Here is a 12,378-nt window from a genome sequence, read left to right as displayed (position 1 = left end):
CGTCGTGGACCCCATCTCCCACCTCAGCACGGTGCACGTCAAATCGTTCGTGACCGGCGCCAGCGGGGGCGAGCTGGTCGAGTTCGCCTTCACCAAGCCCGGCACCGAACCCGCCAGCGGAGACTGGCACACCGCTGAATGGGAACCGCCAACCCCTACCGGCTGCACCGCCCGCCTCCTCATCGGCCCCGACGGCGGCTTCGACGTCGGCGTCGGCACGTGGGACATGTGGGTCAAGGCGACCGGCCTGGTCGAGAAACCTGCCTTCAACACCGGCCAGGTCCCGATCGTATGAAGCACCTCACCTACCTCCGGACCCTCCTCGCCTTCCACCAGGACCTGCACCAGCGCGCCCGCACAAAGACCGGCCCGGCCAACCCGGCCGGGGAAACCACGACCAACGACCAGGGGACCACGTGACAGCGGACGACGGGGACCTGCGAGACCGGCTCACTCGCATCGAAGGCAAGCTCGACCTGCTGGGGATGCAGCAGAGCACCAGTTCGGCGGCTTCCGATCGGACTCACAGCGACCATGAGGAGCGCCTGCGCGCCCTGGAGCGGTGGAAGTACGCGCTCCCGATTACCGCCGCCGGCGCCCTCGTGACCGGCGCCACCACGATCATCGCCGCCCTGAAGGGGGGAGCCTGACATGGCCCGTATGCCCGGCGCCGAGTGGAGCCCCATCACCGTCAACTACACGCGCGACGGCATGGGCGAGATCCACGGCGTCACCCTGCACATCATGGCCGGGACTCTCGCTGGCACCGACTCCTGGTTCCGCAACCGTGCGGCCGAGGCGTCCAGCCACTTCGGCACCGGCCGGGCCGGCGCGCTGCGGCAGTGGGTCGACACTAAGGACAAGGCCTGGGCCCAGGCGGACGGCAACCCCCACTGGATCTCGATCGAGAACGAAGGCCGCGGCGGCGACGACCTCACCGACGCCCAGCTCGACGCCTGCGCCCGCGTGCTCGCATGGGCGCACAAGCAGCACGGCGTGCCCCTGCGGGTCACCGACAGCCCGAACGGGCGAGGCCTCGGCCACCACTCCATGGGCGGCTCCGCATGGGGTGGGCACCTGGCGTGCCCGGGCGTGAAGGTCCTCGCGCAGAAGGCCGAGATCGTGCGGCGCGCCGCGGCGCTGGTCGACGGGAAGCCGAAGGAGGACACCATCAAGATCGTGCTCGAGGACGGCGTCCCGCAGTGGCCCGGCCGGGTCCTGAAGGTCACCTCGCCGATGATGCGCGGCGCCGACGTGCGCATCTGGCAGGAGAAGATGGCCAAGAGGGGCTGGAAGATCGACGTCGACGGAGTCTTCGGGCCGCAGTCCGCCGGCGTCGCCAAGGGCTACCGGAAGGCCACCGGGCTCAATGCCGTCGCCGAGGTCGACGAGGACGCCTGGAGCATGACGTGGTCCTGGCGGCCGCCCCCGCAGACGCCGCCCCCTGCCGAGCCGCCGCCTCCGCTGCCGGCGACGTGTCAGCCGGGACTCGTCGACGACGCGAACTGACCGCCGACGAACAGCCCGATTTCATACCAGCTCGTATACCAGCGCTCTCGTGACCTGCCCGAACGCGGCAGGTCTTCTAGTTTCCGGCCCTTATATGAGGGGCCGCCTCATCGAGGAGCCTCATGTCCCAGCAGCCCACCGTCGGCCGGATCGTCCACTACACGCTGAACGAGGCTGACGCCAAGGCAATCAACAAGCGCCGTGCCGACTTCCAGGTGTTCCAGAGCTGCTTCTCCGGCCCGTCCGCCCCGGGCCAGGCCGGAGCCGACGGCCACCAGGCGCACGTCGGCAACCACGTCGAGGCAGGCCAGGTCTACCCGGCGATCGTCGTCCGGGTCTGGGAGTCCTCGTTCAACAGCGCGAACCTCCAGGTGCTGCTCGACGGCAACGACGCGTACTGGGCCACCTCGAAGGCCGAGGGCGACGAGCCCGGCACGTGGGCCTGGCCCCCGCGGGTCTGACCCGCACCCCGTTCGTCCCGCCGCCGGCGGGCTGTCCCTGAAGGAGGGGCACATGAAGAAGTGGCTGATCGACACGGGCGAGCGTGCCGTGCGGACCGCCGCGCAGGCCGCGCTCGGCATCGTCGGCGCGGGCCAGCTCGGCCTGCTCGACGTCAGCTGGCCCGCCGTCGGCTCCGTCGCCGGGCTGGCGGCTGTGGTGTCGCTGCTGACGTCGGTCGCGGCTGGCCGCGCGGGCGACCCGCAGACCGCGGGCTTCGTCACCCGGGCCCGCTGAGACTGAGGGCCCGGGCTCGGCGCGGACCCTGCCCGGGATTCCTCTGACGGAGGGCGCCCGCTCCCCACACCGTGATGCCCACGGGGGGAGCGGGCGCCCTCCTCGTCGTTACTGGGCGGCCGGCTCGGCGATCAGCGTGCCGCCGAGCACCGTCTTGGCCTTTTGCAGCGCGGCCGGGTCGTCGTAGTAGACGCTCCAGTTCCTGCCGGTCAGCATGTTCACGGGCCCGTCGATCATCTTGGCGGTCTCGCGGTGCATGTCGACGTTGGCCTGGACGTCGCCTTCGGTCTCGAAGATGCTGATCACGAGGTTGCCGTCCATGCAGTTGGCCAGCTCCCGGGCGTTTGTCGGCTTCGCGATGATCGTGTAGTCCGGGCAGTCCACCCCGGCGGTCTTCATCTTCGCCACGATGTCTCGCGGTGAGGTGTAACTCCCGCCGTCTGCGGGAGGCCCGGCCGGCGAGGCGGGGGTGTCGGCGGTGGTCGAGCTGGTGCAGGCGGCGAGCGCGAGCGCGGTGGCCGCGAGGCATAGCGGGAGACGCATGACGGGGGCTCCGTGATCGTAGGGGTGGACGGCTCGTAGGACGTGTCTAGCCGTGCGGCGGTTGCCGGCGTGAAGCGTTAGCTGCCGGACGAGCGGGTTTTGTCGGTGTCGTCGCCTACGTTCGGTCCGGGGACCTGCTCGGTCCTGGAAGCGCCGCCGGCTACTTGCGCGAAGGGAGCTGGCGGCGCTTTCTCATTTCCCTGCAGTCGCCACCGGCGCTGCTCTCGCACCGTGGCGTCGACGAGCTCGTACAGGCGGGAGTCGGCGTCCATGCCGTGCAGTGTCCCGCCCGGGCCGGTCCGCCGTACGACCATCGCAGCCCTGGAACGCCAATCGCCCCCGCTCGCCCTCACACAGAGGGCGGGTGGGGGCGTATCGTCGTGTTCCCTTCAGGGCCTGCGGTTGACCACTCCGCCGCTGCAGTACGGGCAGGGCCGCCAGCGGCTGGACAGCAGCCAGGACCGTTTACGGCCGGTGCCGGAGCAGCGCCGGCAAGTGGACATTGGGTGGCGGCTGGCGCTGAGCATCACCGCGGCGATCGTGACGATGACGAGCGCGGCGAAGATGAGCGCGCCTTGGGCGGCCTCGGGTGTCATGAGGGCTTCCCTTCGGGAATGGCGGGTGTGAGGTAGCGGACGAATCGGGGGACGCAGCTCGTCGACTTCGAGGCCGTACGGCTGCCGCCGGCGCACCCTCAGGCCGCCACGCGTTGCGGCGCGCGCATGCGCCGGCGCTCCTTCTCGGTGGTGCCACCCCACACGCCGGTTTCATCGCGTTCGAGCGCGTACGCGAGGCACTCCGCACGGACCTCGCAGCGGCGGCAGATCTTCTTCCCGGCGTCCGGGCGCTGGCCCTCGTCGGGGAAGAATGCCTCCGGGTCGGTCTCAGCGCACAGCGCCTGGTCCATCCACTCGGCGTCGGGGTCGTGGGCGAGGGCGTACAGGTCGGTGAGGTCATGCCCTGTCATCGTTACTTCCTGTGCTCGAATGTCCGCCGGTCGAATGTCCGCCGTGCGCCCGGACGATGTCCGCCACGGTTGTCCGCCGGACATCCCCCCGCCCCCGCGCGTGCGCGCACGCGTGTGGAGCCCCTCCCCGGGGGCCGGTAGGGGAGGGGAGGACCGCCTGGGCGAGGGGGTCACGGTCCGTCACCCCGTCTGCGTCCGCCCAGGGCCCTCGAGGGCCGTGACGGCCCCCAGGAGCCCGTCAGGGGGGCAGGCCAGGGCCCATAGGCCTCTCCCGGTCTGCCGGATCAGGCCCTCTCCCCGCCATGCCGCCAGGCGGTCCGTGGCGTAGGTCCGTGACCTCCCCTGCGCGGCCGCCGCCGCGACAACGTCGCCGGTTCGCACATCCGCGCCGCGGGCGTCGACGAACACCGTGCACATCGCGGCGAGCGCCGGATCCACCGCGGCTGGTGTGTCGATCCGTTCGGACACCATCGTCCGGCGCGGGGGAGCGGCGGCGACCGCGCGCAGGGCCGTGACGTTCGCCGGCGGTGACGCGGCGACGAGCTCGCGCTGTGCGGGGGAGCAGTACGGCAGCAGATGCTCCGGCAGATCGGCCCACCGACTCGCGTAGTACGGCAGCTCGCGTGCGGTCTCCTGCTCCAGGACCGGCGCCAGGTGCGCGGTCTCCGCGGCCGCGTGCGCCAGGTCCTTGTCGGTCACCTCCGGGGTGTGGAGCAGCCGGGCGTGTCGCTCGCCGGTGATCTGAAGGTAGAACACGCCGGTCGGCAGGATCGTCGTGTCGAGCCGGTTCCAGTGCTTGAGCAGGAACTGGGCGTCGGCGCGTTCCTGCATCCGGCCCGCAACGCGGCGGGTGAACAGCGGCCGTAGGTCCGGGTGTAGGGAACCCTGGGCGAGGTACTGCGACGCTGCCTCCATGCCGATGCCCGGCGATCGCCCCTTGGCGCCGACTTCCTTCGCGGCCTCGACGACGGCTCTGTTGCGGGGGCTCTTGCCCCATGCGGTGGCGAATTCGTCGAACAGAATCAGCACCGCAGGACGGTCTGCCGACAGGGGAAGCTTCTGGTTGTCCTCCGGCCGCAGCAGCCGACCCCGGAGCGGGATCATCGCCGCGGCGTCGGCGAACAGCTCGTCGACCTGCGTGCGGTTGACCGCCAGCCGGTCCAGACGCGGCAGGATCGAGGCGAAGGTCATGCCGTCGTTCTTCAAGTCGACGGCCCAGATCAGCACGTCCGGGCAGTAGGCGCGCAGGTAGGCAATCAGCCGCAGCAGGTTGGATTTCGCCGAGCCGGGCTCGCCGCCGTACAGACCGCGGGTCATGCCCTCGGTGGCGTACTGGTCAATGAACAGGTCCCGGCCGTCGTCGTCGACGCCCTGCCAGATCGGGTCGTACACCGAGGCGGGGATGGGCGCCTCCGCCAGGCGGACGGCGCGCACGCGGATCCGCCCTTCCTGCCAGGTGAGGGTGATCCGGTTGGACGCGGTGAAGCCCGGGTCCTGGCGGACCTCCCGGATGCTGCCTTCAGGCCAGCCCATACCGGACTCGATCTTCCGCCGTAGCCGGTCGACGTCCTCCCGGGTGGTGCCGAGCGGAAGCCGTAGCGGGAAGTCCACCCGCTGGCCCTGCAAGCGCGGCGTGGACGTCAGGGCTGTGCCGGCCGCGCCGAGCCCGGCCAGTACGGCGGGCAGTTGGGCCGACCAGTTGCGGCAGCGGGCGCGTAGGCCACGCCAGGAACGCGCGGCCGGATGGATGAGCCACCCCACGGTGGCGACAGCGGCCAGGCCCGCCCAGGCCTGGCCGAGGATCCCGCCCGGGCCCCACACGGTAGCCGCGGTGGCCCAGCCGCCGAACAGGGCGGCGGCTCCGGTGAGGGGGTCGGCGTGCTCAGGAGCGACGCCGCGGCGGTCCCAGGCGCGGCGCAGCGCGGCCAGGCAGCCGCCGCACGCCAGCCCGGCCACCCACCACGGCGCCTCGGCGAGGTGGGCGGCCGACCCGGCGGTGAGGGCGGCCAGGGCGAGGCCGGGCGCGGCGAGCTGGTCGCGGTGCGGCCACAGGATGCGCCGCCACGTCCAGCGAGCGGCCCGGCCTGCCCGCACCACGCACTTGGCAGCGATGCGGGCCTTGCTGCGCCGCGCCGGCGGCGGTACGGGTGCCGGCGCGGGGTCGTGCTGAGGGGGCACGGTCACCGGCCCCGGGCGTCGATCGCGACCAGGATCACGGCGAGGATCACCGGCGCGGTCACGACGATCGTGATGATGAGGGCGATCTGGAACATCAGGGGGTCACTCTCTCTCGGCGGGATCCTCCGGCCCTACGGCGCTGCCACCACGGCAGCTCGTCCACCCACGCCTTGCGGTGGCGTGAGGCGAGACTGTGGTGCGCCCCGGCGGCATCGGCGAGCTCGCGGACGGAGGGGTATCGGCCTTCGGCGCGTTCGCGGTCCCACAGGTCACGCATGATCGTGGTTTTGGGCAGGGACTCGGGTTCGTCATCCCCGGCGCCCTGGCCGCCGTCGGCTGCGTCATCCTCGGCATCTTTGCCCTGCTCGCCGGCCGGATCTGTGACCTCGCCTGCGGTCACGGTCGGGGTCACGTCATCGGTCACGTCCGGCGTCACGGACGGCGGCCAGGTGAGGTCGAACGCGGCGGGGTCGAACAGGTCGATCACAGCCGTGTTCGTGACCTCGGGCGTGACGGTCTTCGTGACCGCAGGGCTAGTCACGTCCGGAGTCGCGGCCGATGTCACGGCAGGGGGCTGCTGGGTCCACTCGCGGGGCAGGAACAACGGCGGCTCCGCCACCTTCGACGTGACCCGGTTCGCTACCTCCGGCGCGGTCGCGGCCGGGGTCACAGACGCCGGGCGCTGGCGGGTCAGATCCGCCAGCAGCATGGTCACGTTCGCCAGGTCGCTCTTGGTCTCATGGCGGCCCGCGAGCGTTTCACGCAGCTGCCGGGTCTCCTCCGCCAGCCGAGCGAAGTCGCCCTGCCGCGTTGGCTCAGGCGCGGACGCGTCCGCCCACGCCGACTCCGGGGCGACGTCGAGGAGCTGCTCCATGCTGCGCAGGACGGCCACCGCGCGCCGCAGGACCTCCTGCTGCTCGGGGTCGCGGGCGAGGCCGGTGTGAGCGGCTGCCGCCCGGAAGGCGTGCCGCAGGCGGGCGTACGCGCGGCGCTGCTTGCGCTCGGAGGCGCCGGCCTCTCGCAGCTGGTAGGCGTTGTCGGCGGCCAGTGCCACCCGATCGAGGCGGCGCTGGGCGTCGACCTCTTCCGCGGTACGGTCCGTCGCCTCGGCCAGGCCCAGCCGGACGAGCACCCGCTCCGGGGTGAGCCGCCAGTGGATGCGGCCCCGGCCGGTGATGCGGTGCCGTTCGATGGCCATGCCGCGCTCCCACAGCCAGGCGGCCACGAGCGGGGAGGCGAGGCGGAAGACGGCCTCGGCGACGCTGCGGGCGTCCATGCTCGACAGGACGGCCGACAGGCCGGTGAAGACCCATACGGCCAGGCCGTCGATGCCGGCCGAGTAGTTCTCCCGCATCTTCCTGCGCGCTCGTACGGCGCTGGTGATGACGGCGACCTCGATGAAGGCGAACAGGCCGACGCGCAGCGGGCCGTCGAGGCCGAGGACGTCGCCGGAGAAGCGCCACATGCCCTGGGCGGACACGCCGGTCGCGATGCTCGCGGCGACGATCGTCAGGATGTCCTCGGTTGTCCGGCCGGCGGCCCAGCCGCGGATCGCCATCGTCGTCGCGCGGGCGGCTCGCGCCAGCGCACGACGGATGCCGCGCAGGGCGAAGTAGGCCAGGGCGAGGAGCACCAGGGCGGCGACGGCGATGATGATCTGTGTGATCGGGGGGACAGACCGCAGTTGGTCTATTAGGTTCTGCATTTGATCGGGCCTCTCATCCAGGTCCGGTTGTGGGGCCCCCACTGGTGCGCGAACACCGGTGGGGGCTTTCTTCGTTGAGAGCCCGGCCGGGCCTGGGCACCGGCCCGGCCGGGAGAAGGTGGCCCCGAGGCGCGCGCCATCAACCTCGGGGCCGGTCTCGGGTGGCCCCTCCCCCTGGGGAGTTGGGGAGGGGCCCCGTTTGGATGCCCTGCCGGCGGACAGACCCGTCGTCCCGAACCGGCAGGGCAGCCCGCCTGCGACGTGATCCGTACATCGCAGACGGGCAGCTCATGGGAGCGGCTCGGGCTGCATGTCCTGGAGTTCGACGACCGCCAGCTTGGCCAGTACGCGGGGTAGCACGGCGGCGGCATCCCACTCCACGAACACGTTCTCCCGGCTCACGACCGCCTCGCCCCTGGGGCCAGACTGAAACACGTCGCCGAGCACTCCGACCGGCTCCGCGGCGGCAGCCGTGCAGAGGATCGGCGCGGTGTGGAGTTGCGGGCACAGCTCCAGCGACAGCGGGATGCAGTCCCGGCAGACCGGCGGAGCTGTGGTGCCCATCCGCTCCTCGCCGATCGGTTGGTAGACCTTGCCAGTCAGTAGCCACGGGGTCCGACCATCCGGCTGCACGGCCAGTCGTCCGCACACCTGGCACAAGCCCTTCCGCAGGCACTCCCACTGGCGGCGGGTGTTCAGCTTCTTCGCCCGGACGGGTCCGCGACGGTTCGTGCGTACTCGTGCGCGCAGAACGCCCTGGACCCAGTCGGAAGGGCGCGGGTCGACGTATTGCAGGCGTAGGCGACCGGAGGGGCGGACCTCAGCGAAGCGCAGACGCAGAGGGACGGCCTCCCCGGCGTGGGCCAGGACGTACGGGACCACGGGCATCGTTTGGGTAGTCATCGCGGAACCTCCGAGTCGACGACCAACTCCGCCCACACCGTCATCCACTCGCCGTCGAGGCCTTTGTGGCCCCAGGCGGTGGCCAGGCTGTCCACGAGCATCAGGCCGCGCCCCCCTTCGTCGCCCTGCGGCGATGCACCCGCCTGGGGGGCGGTGTGTGAGCCGCGGTCGGTGACTTCGATCCGCACGACGTCGCCCTTGCGAACCACCTTGATCGTGAGGTCGGGGCCGCGGGAGTAGCGGATCGAGTTGGTGACGAGCTCGGAGGCGACGAGTTCGCTGTCGAAGGCCAGGGGGTGACCGGCCAAGAACTGTCTGACCCCGATGCGCGCGGCCGGGACCATGGCGTCCGTAGCCGGAAGAGGCATGGCCCATATGTCCACACGCGTCCTCCGTGAAACAATGTGGAGTACCGAATTGGTGATGCGGTACTCCACATTAGGTGTGGAGTACCGTCGTGTCTATGCGTCGGCAAAGATGGGGCCCATGTCCGAGGACGTCACGAAGACCCGCCGCCTGGTCGAGGACCTGCGACAGCAGATCGTCGACGGCGTACTCGCGCCTGGCGTCCTCCTGCCGACCCGCGCGCAGTTGGCGGCGAAGTACGAGGTCAGCGAGACGACTGCTCGCAATGCCCTCAAGCAGTTGGTGCACGAAGGGCTGGTCGTCTCCCGCACCGGATCGGGTCACCGTGTACGCGAGCGGCCCCCGATGGTGCGGCTCGCCAGGGACCGCTACCACCGCAACCTGCCTCCATTTGCCAGCGAAGTGCGCGCGCAGGGCCGCGTGCCGCAGGTGGAGTGGGACTCCCAGCGTGTCCCGGCGCCGCCGGCGATCGCCGAGCGGTTGAACATCGAGCCGGGCGACAAGGTCATGCGGACGACGTACGTCATGACGGCGGACGGCGAGGTCACGCAGCTGTCCACCTCGTACGAACCGCTCGCGATCACCCTCGGCCGCGGCGTTGAGTTACCGGAGGCCGGGCAGTTCCGTGGGTTGGGCGTGATCGCTCGGATGGGTGCGATCGGCATCCACGTCACCGAGGTGACCGAGTCTCCCTATGCGCGGCCGCCGCTGGCATGGGAGACGGAACGGCTACGGCTGGCGCCGGGCATGTGGGTGATGGAGATCGAGCGGACGCACTGGGCGGGGGACCGGCCAGTGGAGACGGCGGACATCGTGCTCGCGGCCGACCGCTACCGCCCCGTCTACCGAATACCGGTCATCGACTGACGGACAAGCGGCAGTACGTCACGCGGCCGGATGGTAGCTGGCGATCATCCCGCTTACCCTGATCCCCGCTGATGGGCGATGTCCATCTGATCGTGCAGTATCTGTGCGAGCTCCTGCGCATTGCCCCTGAAGAACGAGGACCCGAGCCCGGCAGCCCTTTCCTCCTCCGACAGCGGTCGGACCCTCGTCGCCATGCAGCCGTTCTTGACCGGAACAATGCGCCACGCCGGGTACATCTGGCGCAGCAACTGGAGCAACTCGCTCGCCGGCTCAACTGTGTCAGCGATGACAACCAGGTGCTGGGGAACTTGTGGGTGGAGCATCGTGCCGTCCGGAATCGTAGGTAAGGGCCCTGACTGGCAGTGCTGAAGGGGGCACGACGGCGGTACCCATGCCCAGGGAATGCTCGCCGCCGTGCCCGTCTCCGTCCGCCCGCTGAGCGCTGACGGAAGTCTGCATTTACGGGGGTATAGAGGGACGCCCTGATACGCCCTGCCATGGCATGCCATGCCCTGCCCCACCAGAGCATGCGCGGTCATGATCCACTACGGTCGGGCCCATGATCAGGGAAGACCAGTGGTTCGAGCCAGACCGAACCATCTGGGAGCAGGTCTATGAGGAGCTCCGGGCGCGTATCGACGCGGGCACCTATAAGGAGCGTTACCCCATCCCGAGCATCAAGCGGCTGGCCGAGGAGTTCGGGGTGGCAGAAGGTACTGTCCGAAAAGTCCTCGCCCTGCTCACGCAAGAGAACAGGATCCGGCCCATCTCCGGGAAGGGCACCTTCGTACGCCCTCGTGAGGAATGGGCCGACAACGCTCCCTGACCCCATGACGCGCATTCGCCTCCCGTAATCACTCTCTGACCGTCATACTCATGTCCGTCAAGCGAAAGAGCAAGAGCTAAGTTCATATTGGCGAATTCGTATGAGTAGATACGTCCGGGTGTGTCCGGAAAGTTGTAGGCGAGGGGGAGGGTCTCTGTGACATACAGCCCCACCGTGCGCCGCCGAACCCTCTCGGCGAAGCTCCGGCACTATCGGGAACAGTCCCGACTCGATGCCACCAAGGTCGCACGGCAACTCGGATGGGACCCATCCAAGGTCTCGCGGATGGAACGCGGCGCCTGGAAGCGGCCCAACCCTCGGGACGTCGTCGACCTTCTCGATCTATACGGTGTGACCGAGCCGGCGGAACGCGCCGCCATGGTCCAGCTCGCCAACGAGTCCCGCCACCGCGGCTGGTGGGCTGAGTACTCCGACGTGTTCCGGACCGCCCTGCCGGACTTCGAAGCCGGCGCGAGCCTCATCCATACCTACGAGATGATCCTCATCCCCGGCCTCCTGCAAACCCCCGACTATGCCGCCGCCATCTTTCGCGGAGGGTGCGTCCTGGAAGAGGCCGCCGTCAAGCGCCGAGTCGACGCGCGCATGGCACGGCAGGAGATCCTCCAGAGAGCCAACCCACCCACGTTCCGGGCGGTCATCGACGAGGCGGCACTCCGCAAGAACGTCGGTGGCCCGGCCGTTATGCGCGCGCAGCTGCTGCGTCTCGCTGAGCTGGCGGCCCAGCCGCACATCACGATCCAGGTCCTCCCGGACGCCGCCGGCGCGCACGCCGCGATGCTCGGAGCATTCATGTTGATGTGGTTCCCTGGCGAGGATGAAGCGCCGCTCGTCTTCCTTGAGACCGCCACCGCGGCTGTGTACCTGGAGAAGCCTGAAGAGGTGCAGTGCTACTCGCATCTGTACGAGCAGGTAGTCGCCAGTGCCGCATCCGTGGAGGACTCTGTGACGTATCTGGAGGAGATGGCGCACCAACTCAACGAGTAGGCGGGGCGAATGGTGGCATCGACGATCGAGCTCAACTGGCGGAAGAGCGCACGCAGCGGTAATGGAGACAACTGCGTCGAGGTGGCCGACCTCCCCGGCGGGGGAGCGGCAGTGCGTGACTCCAAGAACCCGGACGGGCCGAAGCTGTTCTTCACCGCAGGCGAGTGGCAGGCGTTCCTCGGCGGCGTGAAGGACGGGGAATTCGGCTGATCCCTACCAGCACAACGGCCCTCGGTCGAAGAGTCCGCCGAGGGCCGTTCGCGTTGCGACACTTCTGCGACAGATCTGCGCCAAGCGCGTGCAACACAGAGCCACAGGTGAACAGAGGTGACAACCGCTGAACTGCGGAAACTCCGTTTCCCCTTGTGTCTTGAGCGTCGGTAAGTGCCTTGTAAACAGAAGGTCTGGGGTTCGATTCCCCAAGGCGGCTCTCGTACGACAGGCCCCTGATCGGCGTCATCGCGGTCAGGGGCCTTGTGCTGTCTGGACAATCTTGGGATCTTGCTAACACCCCTGCTAACAGGAGACCAGATGACCTTGGAAGAGCACCCGGGCACGTGGACATACGATCCCGAAGCCGGAGCGGCCTATGTTTACCTGCACGGCCCGATTCCGCCCGGCGGTGTCGCTGAGATGGTGACCGTAGACAGGCCAATGGTGAACCTGGACCTGGACGAGAACGGCAGAGTGATCGGTATCGAGATCCTCGCCACGTGGCCAGGCGCACGGGGCAACAAAGAAGGCGCTCCCAGGTAGGGGAGCGCCTCTGACAGT

General features: G+C 69.7%; 18 protein-coding genes. 11 read left to right on the top strand and 7 right to left on the bottom strand.

Annotation, left to right across the window (positions count from 1 at the left end; translation table 11 throughout):
• Positions 1 to 4 precede the first annotated feature (4 nt).
• From ACQEVJ_RS39700 to ACQEVJ_RS39675, 6 genes are all read left to right on the top strand, one after another.
• The gene (locus tag ACQEVJ_RS39700) at positions 5 to 295 is read left to right on the top strand and encodes a hypothetical protein (RefSeq protein WP_433109827.1); all 291 of its coding nucleotides are present in this window, start codon (positions 5 to 7) and stop codon (positions 293 to 295) included.
• Positions 292 to 420 carry a hypothetical protein gene (locus ACQEVJ_RS39695; RefSeq protein WP_433109826.1) on the top strand — a complete coding sequence of 43 codons (129 nt, stop codon included), beginning with the start codon at positions 292 to 294 and terminating at the stop codon, positions 418 to 420. Before ACQEVJ_RS39700 ends, ACQEVJ_RS39695 begins: the two co-directional genes overlap by 4 nt.
• Positions 417 to 650 (top strand): hypothetical protein, encoded by a 234-nt coding sequence (locus tag ACQEVJ_RS39690; RefSeq protein WP_433109825.1) that lies wholly within the window; start codon positions 417 to 419, stop codon positions 648 to 650. The genes ACQEVJ_RS39695 and ACQEVJ_RS39690 overlap by 4 nt, the downstream gene beginning before the upstream one ends.
• 1 nt (position 651) lies before the next feature.
• Positions 652 to 1,509, top strand: a complete 858-nt coding sequence (locus ACQEVJ_RS39685) for a peptidoglycan recognition protein family protein (RefSeq protein ID WP_433109824.1) — start codon at positions 652 to 654, stop codon at positions 1,507 to 1,509.
• 122 nt (positions 1,510 to 1,631) lie between these two features.
• Positions 1,632 to 1,970: a hypothetical protein gene (locus ACQEVJ_RS39680; RefSeq protein ID WP_433109823.1), complete on the top strand. Its 339-nt coding sequence runs from the start codon at positions 1,632 to 1,634 to the stop codon at positions 1,968 to 1,970.
• Positions 1,971 to 2,022: 52 nt separating this feature from the next.
• A complete protein-coding gene (locus ACQEVJ_RS39675) occupies positions 2,023 to 2,244 on the top strand; it encodes a holin (RefSeq protein ID WP_433109822.1) in 222 nt (73 codons plus the stop codon).
• A 108-nt stretch (positions 2,245 to 2,352) separates the two neighbouring features.
• Here ACQEVJ_RS39675 and ACQEVJ_RS39670 read toward each other — a convergent pair whose 3' ends face one another.
• The 7 genes from ACQEVJ_RS39670 to ACQEVJ_RS39640 all read right to left on the bottom strand — a co-directional run bounded on the left by ACQEVJ_RS39670 (position 2,353) and on the right by ACQEVJ_RS39640 (position 8,908).
• Complete coding sequence (locus ACQEVJ_RS39670) at positions 2,353 to 2,787, bottom strand: hypothetical protein (protein ID WP_433109821.1); 435 nt, start codon at positions 2,785 to 2,787, stop codon at positions 2,353 to 2,355.
• 389 nt (positions 2,788 to 3,176) lie between these two features.
• Positions 3,177 to 3,383, bottom strand: coding sequence for a hypothetical protein (locus ACQEVJ_RS39665; RefSeq protein WP_433109820.1), 207 nt, complete (start codon positions 3,381 to 3,383; stop codon positions 3,177 to 3,179).
• Between the two features lie 98 nt (positions 3,384 to 3,481).
• Positions 3,482 to 3,754 (bottom strand): WhiB family transcriptional regulator, encoded by a 273-nt coding sequence (locus tag ACQEVJ_RS39660; protein ID WP_433109819.1) that lies wholly within the window; start codon positions 3,752 to 3,754, stop codon positions 3,482 to 3,484.
• 180 nt (positions 3,755 to 3,934) lie between these two features.
• On the bottom strand, positions 3,935 to 5,938 hold the full coding sequence (locus tag ACQEVJ_RS39655; protein WP_433109818.1) for a hypothetical protein: 2,004 nt from the start codon (positions 5,936 to 5,938) through the stop codon (positions 3,935 to 3,937).
• Positions 5,939 to 6,026: 88 nt separating this feature from the next.
• Positions 6,027 to 7,637, bottom strand: a complete 1,611-nt coding sequence (locus ACQEVJ_RS39650; protein ID WP_433109817.1) for a hypothetical protein — start codon at positions 7,635 to 7,637, stop codon at positions 6,027 to 6,029.
• A gap of 288 nt (positions 7,638 to 7,925) precedes the next feature.
• A complete protein-coding gene (locus ACQEVJ_RS39645; protein WP_433109816.1) occupies positions 7,926 to 8,201 on the bottom strand; it encodes a hypothetical protein in 276 nt (91 codons plus the stop codon).
• A 335-nt stretch (positions 8,202 to 8,536) separates the two neighbouring features.
• A complete protein-coding gene (locus tag ACQEVJ_RS39640; protein WP_433109815.1) occupies positions 8,537 to 8,908 on the bottom strand; it encodes an ATP-binding protein in 372 nt (123 codons plus the stop codon).
• A 118-nt stretch (positions 8,909 to 9,026) separates the two neighbouring features.
• Between ACQEVJ_RS39640 and ACQEVJ_RS39635 the strand changes: the two genes are divergently transcribed.
• From ACQEVJ_RS39635 to ACQEVJ_RS39615, 5 genes are all read left to right on the top strand, one after another.
• Entirely contained in the window at positions 9,027 to 9,773 is a 747-nt protein-coding gene (locus ACQEVJ_RS39635) for a GntR family transcriptional regulator (RefSeq protein WP_433109814.1), read from the top strand.
• Between the two features lie 559 nt (positions 9,774 to 10,332).
• A complete protein-coding gene (locus tag ACQEVJ_RS39630) occupies positions 10,333 to 10,599 on the top strand; it encodes a GntR family transcriptional regulator (RefSeq protein WP_433109813.1) in 267 nt (88 codons plus the stop codon).
• 156 nt (positions 10,600 to 10,755) lie between these two features.
• On the top strand, positions 10,756 to 11,604 hold the full coding sequence (locus ACQEVJ_RS39625; protein WP_433109812.1) for a helix-turn-helix domain-containing protein: 849 nt from the start codon (positions 10,756 to 10,758) through the stop codon (positions 11,602 to 11,604).
• A 9-nt stretch (positions 11,605 to 11,613) separates the two neighbouring features.
• Positions 11,614 to 11,814, top strand: a complete 201-nt coding sequence (locus ACQEVJ_RS39620) for a DUF397 domain-containing protein (RefSeq protein WP_204052174.1) — start codon at positions 11,614 to 11,616, stop codon at positions 11,812 to 11,814.
• A gap of 321 nt (positions 11,815 to 12,135) precedes the next feature.
• Positions 12,136 to 12,360 (top strand): DUF2283 domain-containing protein, encoded by a 225-nt coding sequence (locus tag ACQEVJ_RS39615; RefSeq protein ID WP_433109811.1) that lies wholly within the window; start codon positions 12,136 to 12,138, stop codon positions 12,358 to 12,360.
• The last annotated feature ends 18 nt before the right edge of the window (positions 12,361 to 12,378 follow it).

The organism is Microbispora sp. CA-102843 (assembly GCF_050936215.1).
Classification (GTDB): domain Bacteria; phylum Actinomycetota; class Actinomycetes; order Streptosporangiales; family Streptosporangiaceae; genus Microbispora.
Note: the sequence above shows the minus strand (reverse complement) of the source record. Positions and strands in the feature narration are given on the sequence as shown.

Bases quoted from the DNA above. Each gene is read 5' to 3' on its own strand.
- ACQEVJ_RS39670 (WP_433109821.1), bottom strand. From the start codon at position 2,787: ATGCGTCTCCCGCTATGCCTCGCGGCCACCGCGCTCGCGCTCGCCGCC.
- ACQEVJ_RS39695 (WP_433109826.1), top strand. From the start codon at position 292: ATGAAGCACCTCACCTACCTCCGGACCCTCCTCGCCTTCCACCAGGAC.
- ACQEVJ_RS39675 (WP_433109822.1), top strand. From the start codon at position 2,023: ATGAAGAAGTGGCTGATCGACACGGGCGAGCGTGCCGTGCGGACCGCC.
- ACQEVJ_RS39660 (WP_433109819.1), bottom strand. From the start codon at position 3,754: ATGACAGGGCATGACCTCACCGACCTGTACGCCCTCGCCCACGACCCC.
- ACQEVJ_RS39645 (WP_433109816.1), bottom strand. From the start codon at position 8,201: ATGGGCACCACAGCTCCGCCGGTCTGCCGGGACTGCATCCCGCTGTCG.
- ACQEVJ_RS39685 (WP_433109824.1), top strand. From the start codon at position 652: ATGGCCCGTATGCCCGGCGCCGAGTGGAGCCCCATCACCGTCAACTAC.
- ACQEVJ_RS39680 (WP_433109823.1), top strand. From the start codon at position 1,632: ATGTCCCAGCAGCCCACCGTCGGCCGGATCGTCCACTACACGCTGAAC.
- ACQEVJ_RS39620 (WP_204052174.1), top strand. From the start codon at position 11,614: ATGGTGGCATCGACGATCGAGCTCAACTGGCGGAAGAGCGCACGCAGC.
- ACQEVJ_RS39630 (WP_433109813.1), top strand. From the start codon at position 10,333: ATGATCAGGGAAGACCAGTGGTTCGAGCCAGACCGAACCATCTGGGAG.
- ACQEVJ_RS39640 (WP_433109815.1), bottom strand. From the start codon at position 8,908: ATGCCTCTTCCGGCTACGGACGCCATGGTCCCGGCCGCGCGCATCGGG.
- ACQEVJ_RS39615 (WP_433109811.1), top strand. From the start codon at position 12,136: ATGACCTTGGAAGAGCACCCGGGCACGTGGACATACGATCCCGAAGCC.
- ACQEVJ_RS39635 (WP_433109814.1), top strand. From the start codon at position 9,027: ATGTCCGAGGACGTCACGAAGACCCGCCGCCTGGTCGAGGACCTGCGA.
- ACQEVJ_RS39650 (WP_433109817.1), bottom strand. From the start codon at position 7,637: ATGCAGAACCTAATAGACCAACTGCGGTCTGTCCCCCCGATCACACAG.
- ACQEVJ_RS39665 (WP_433109820.1), bottom strand. From the start codon at position 3,383: ATGACACCCGAGGCCGCCCAAGGCGCGCTCATCTTCGCCGCGCTCGTC.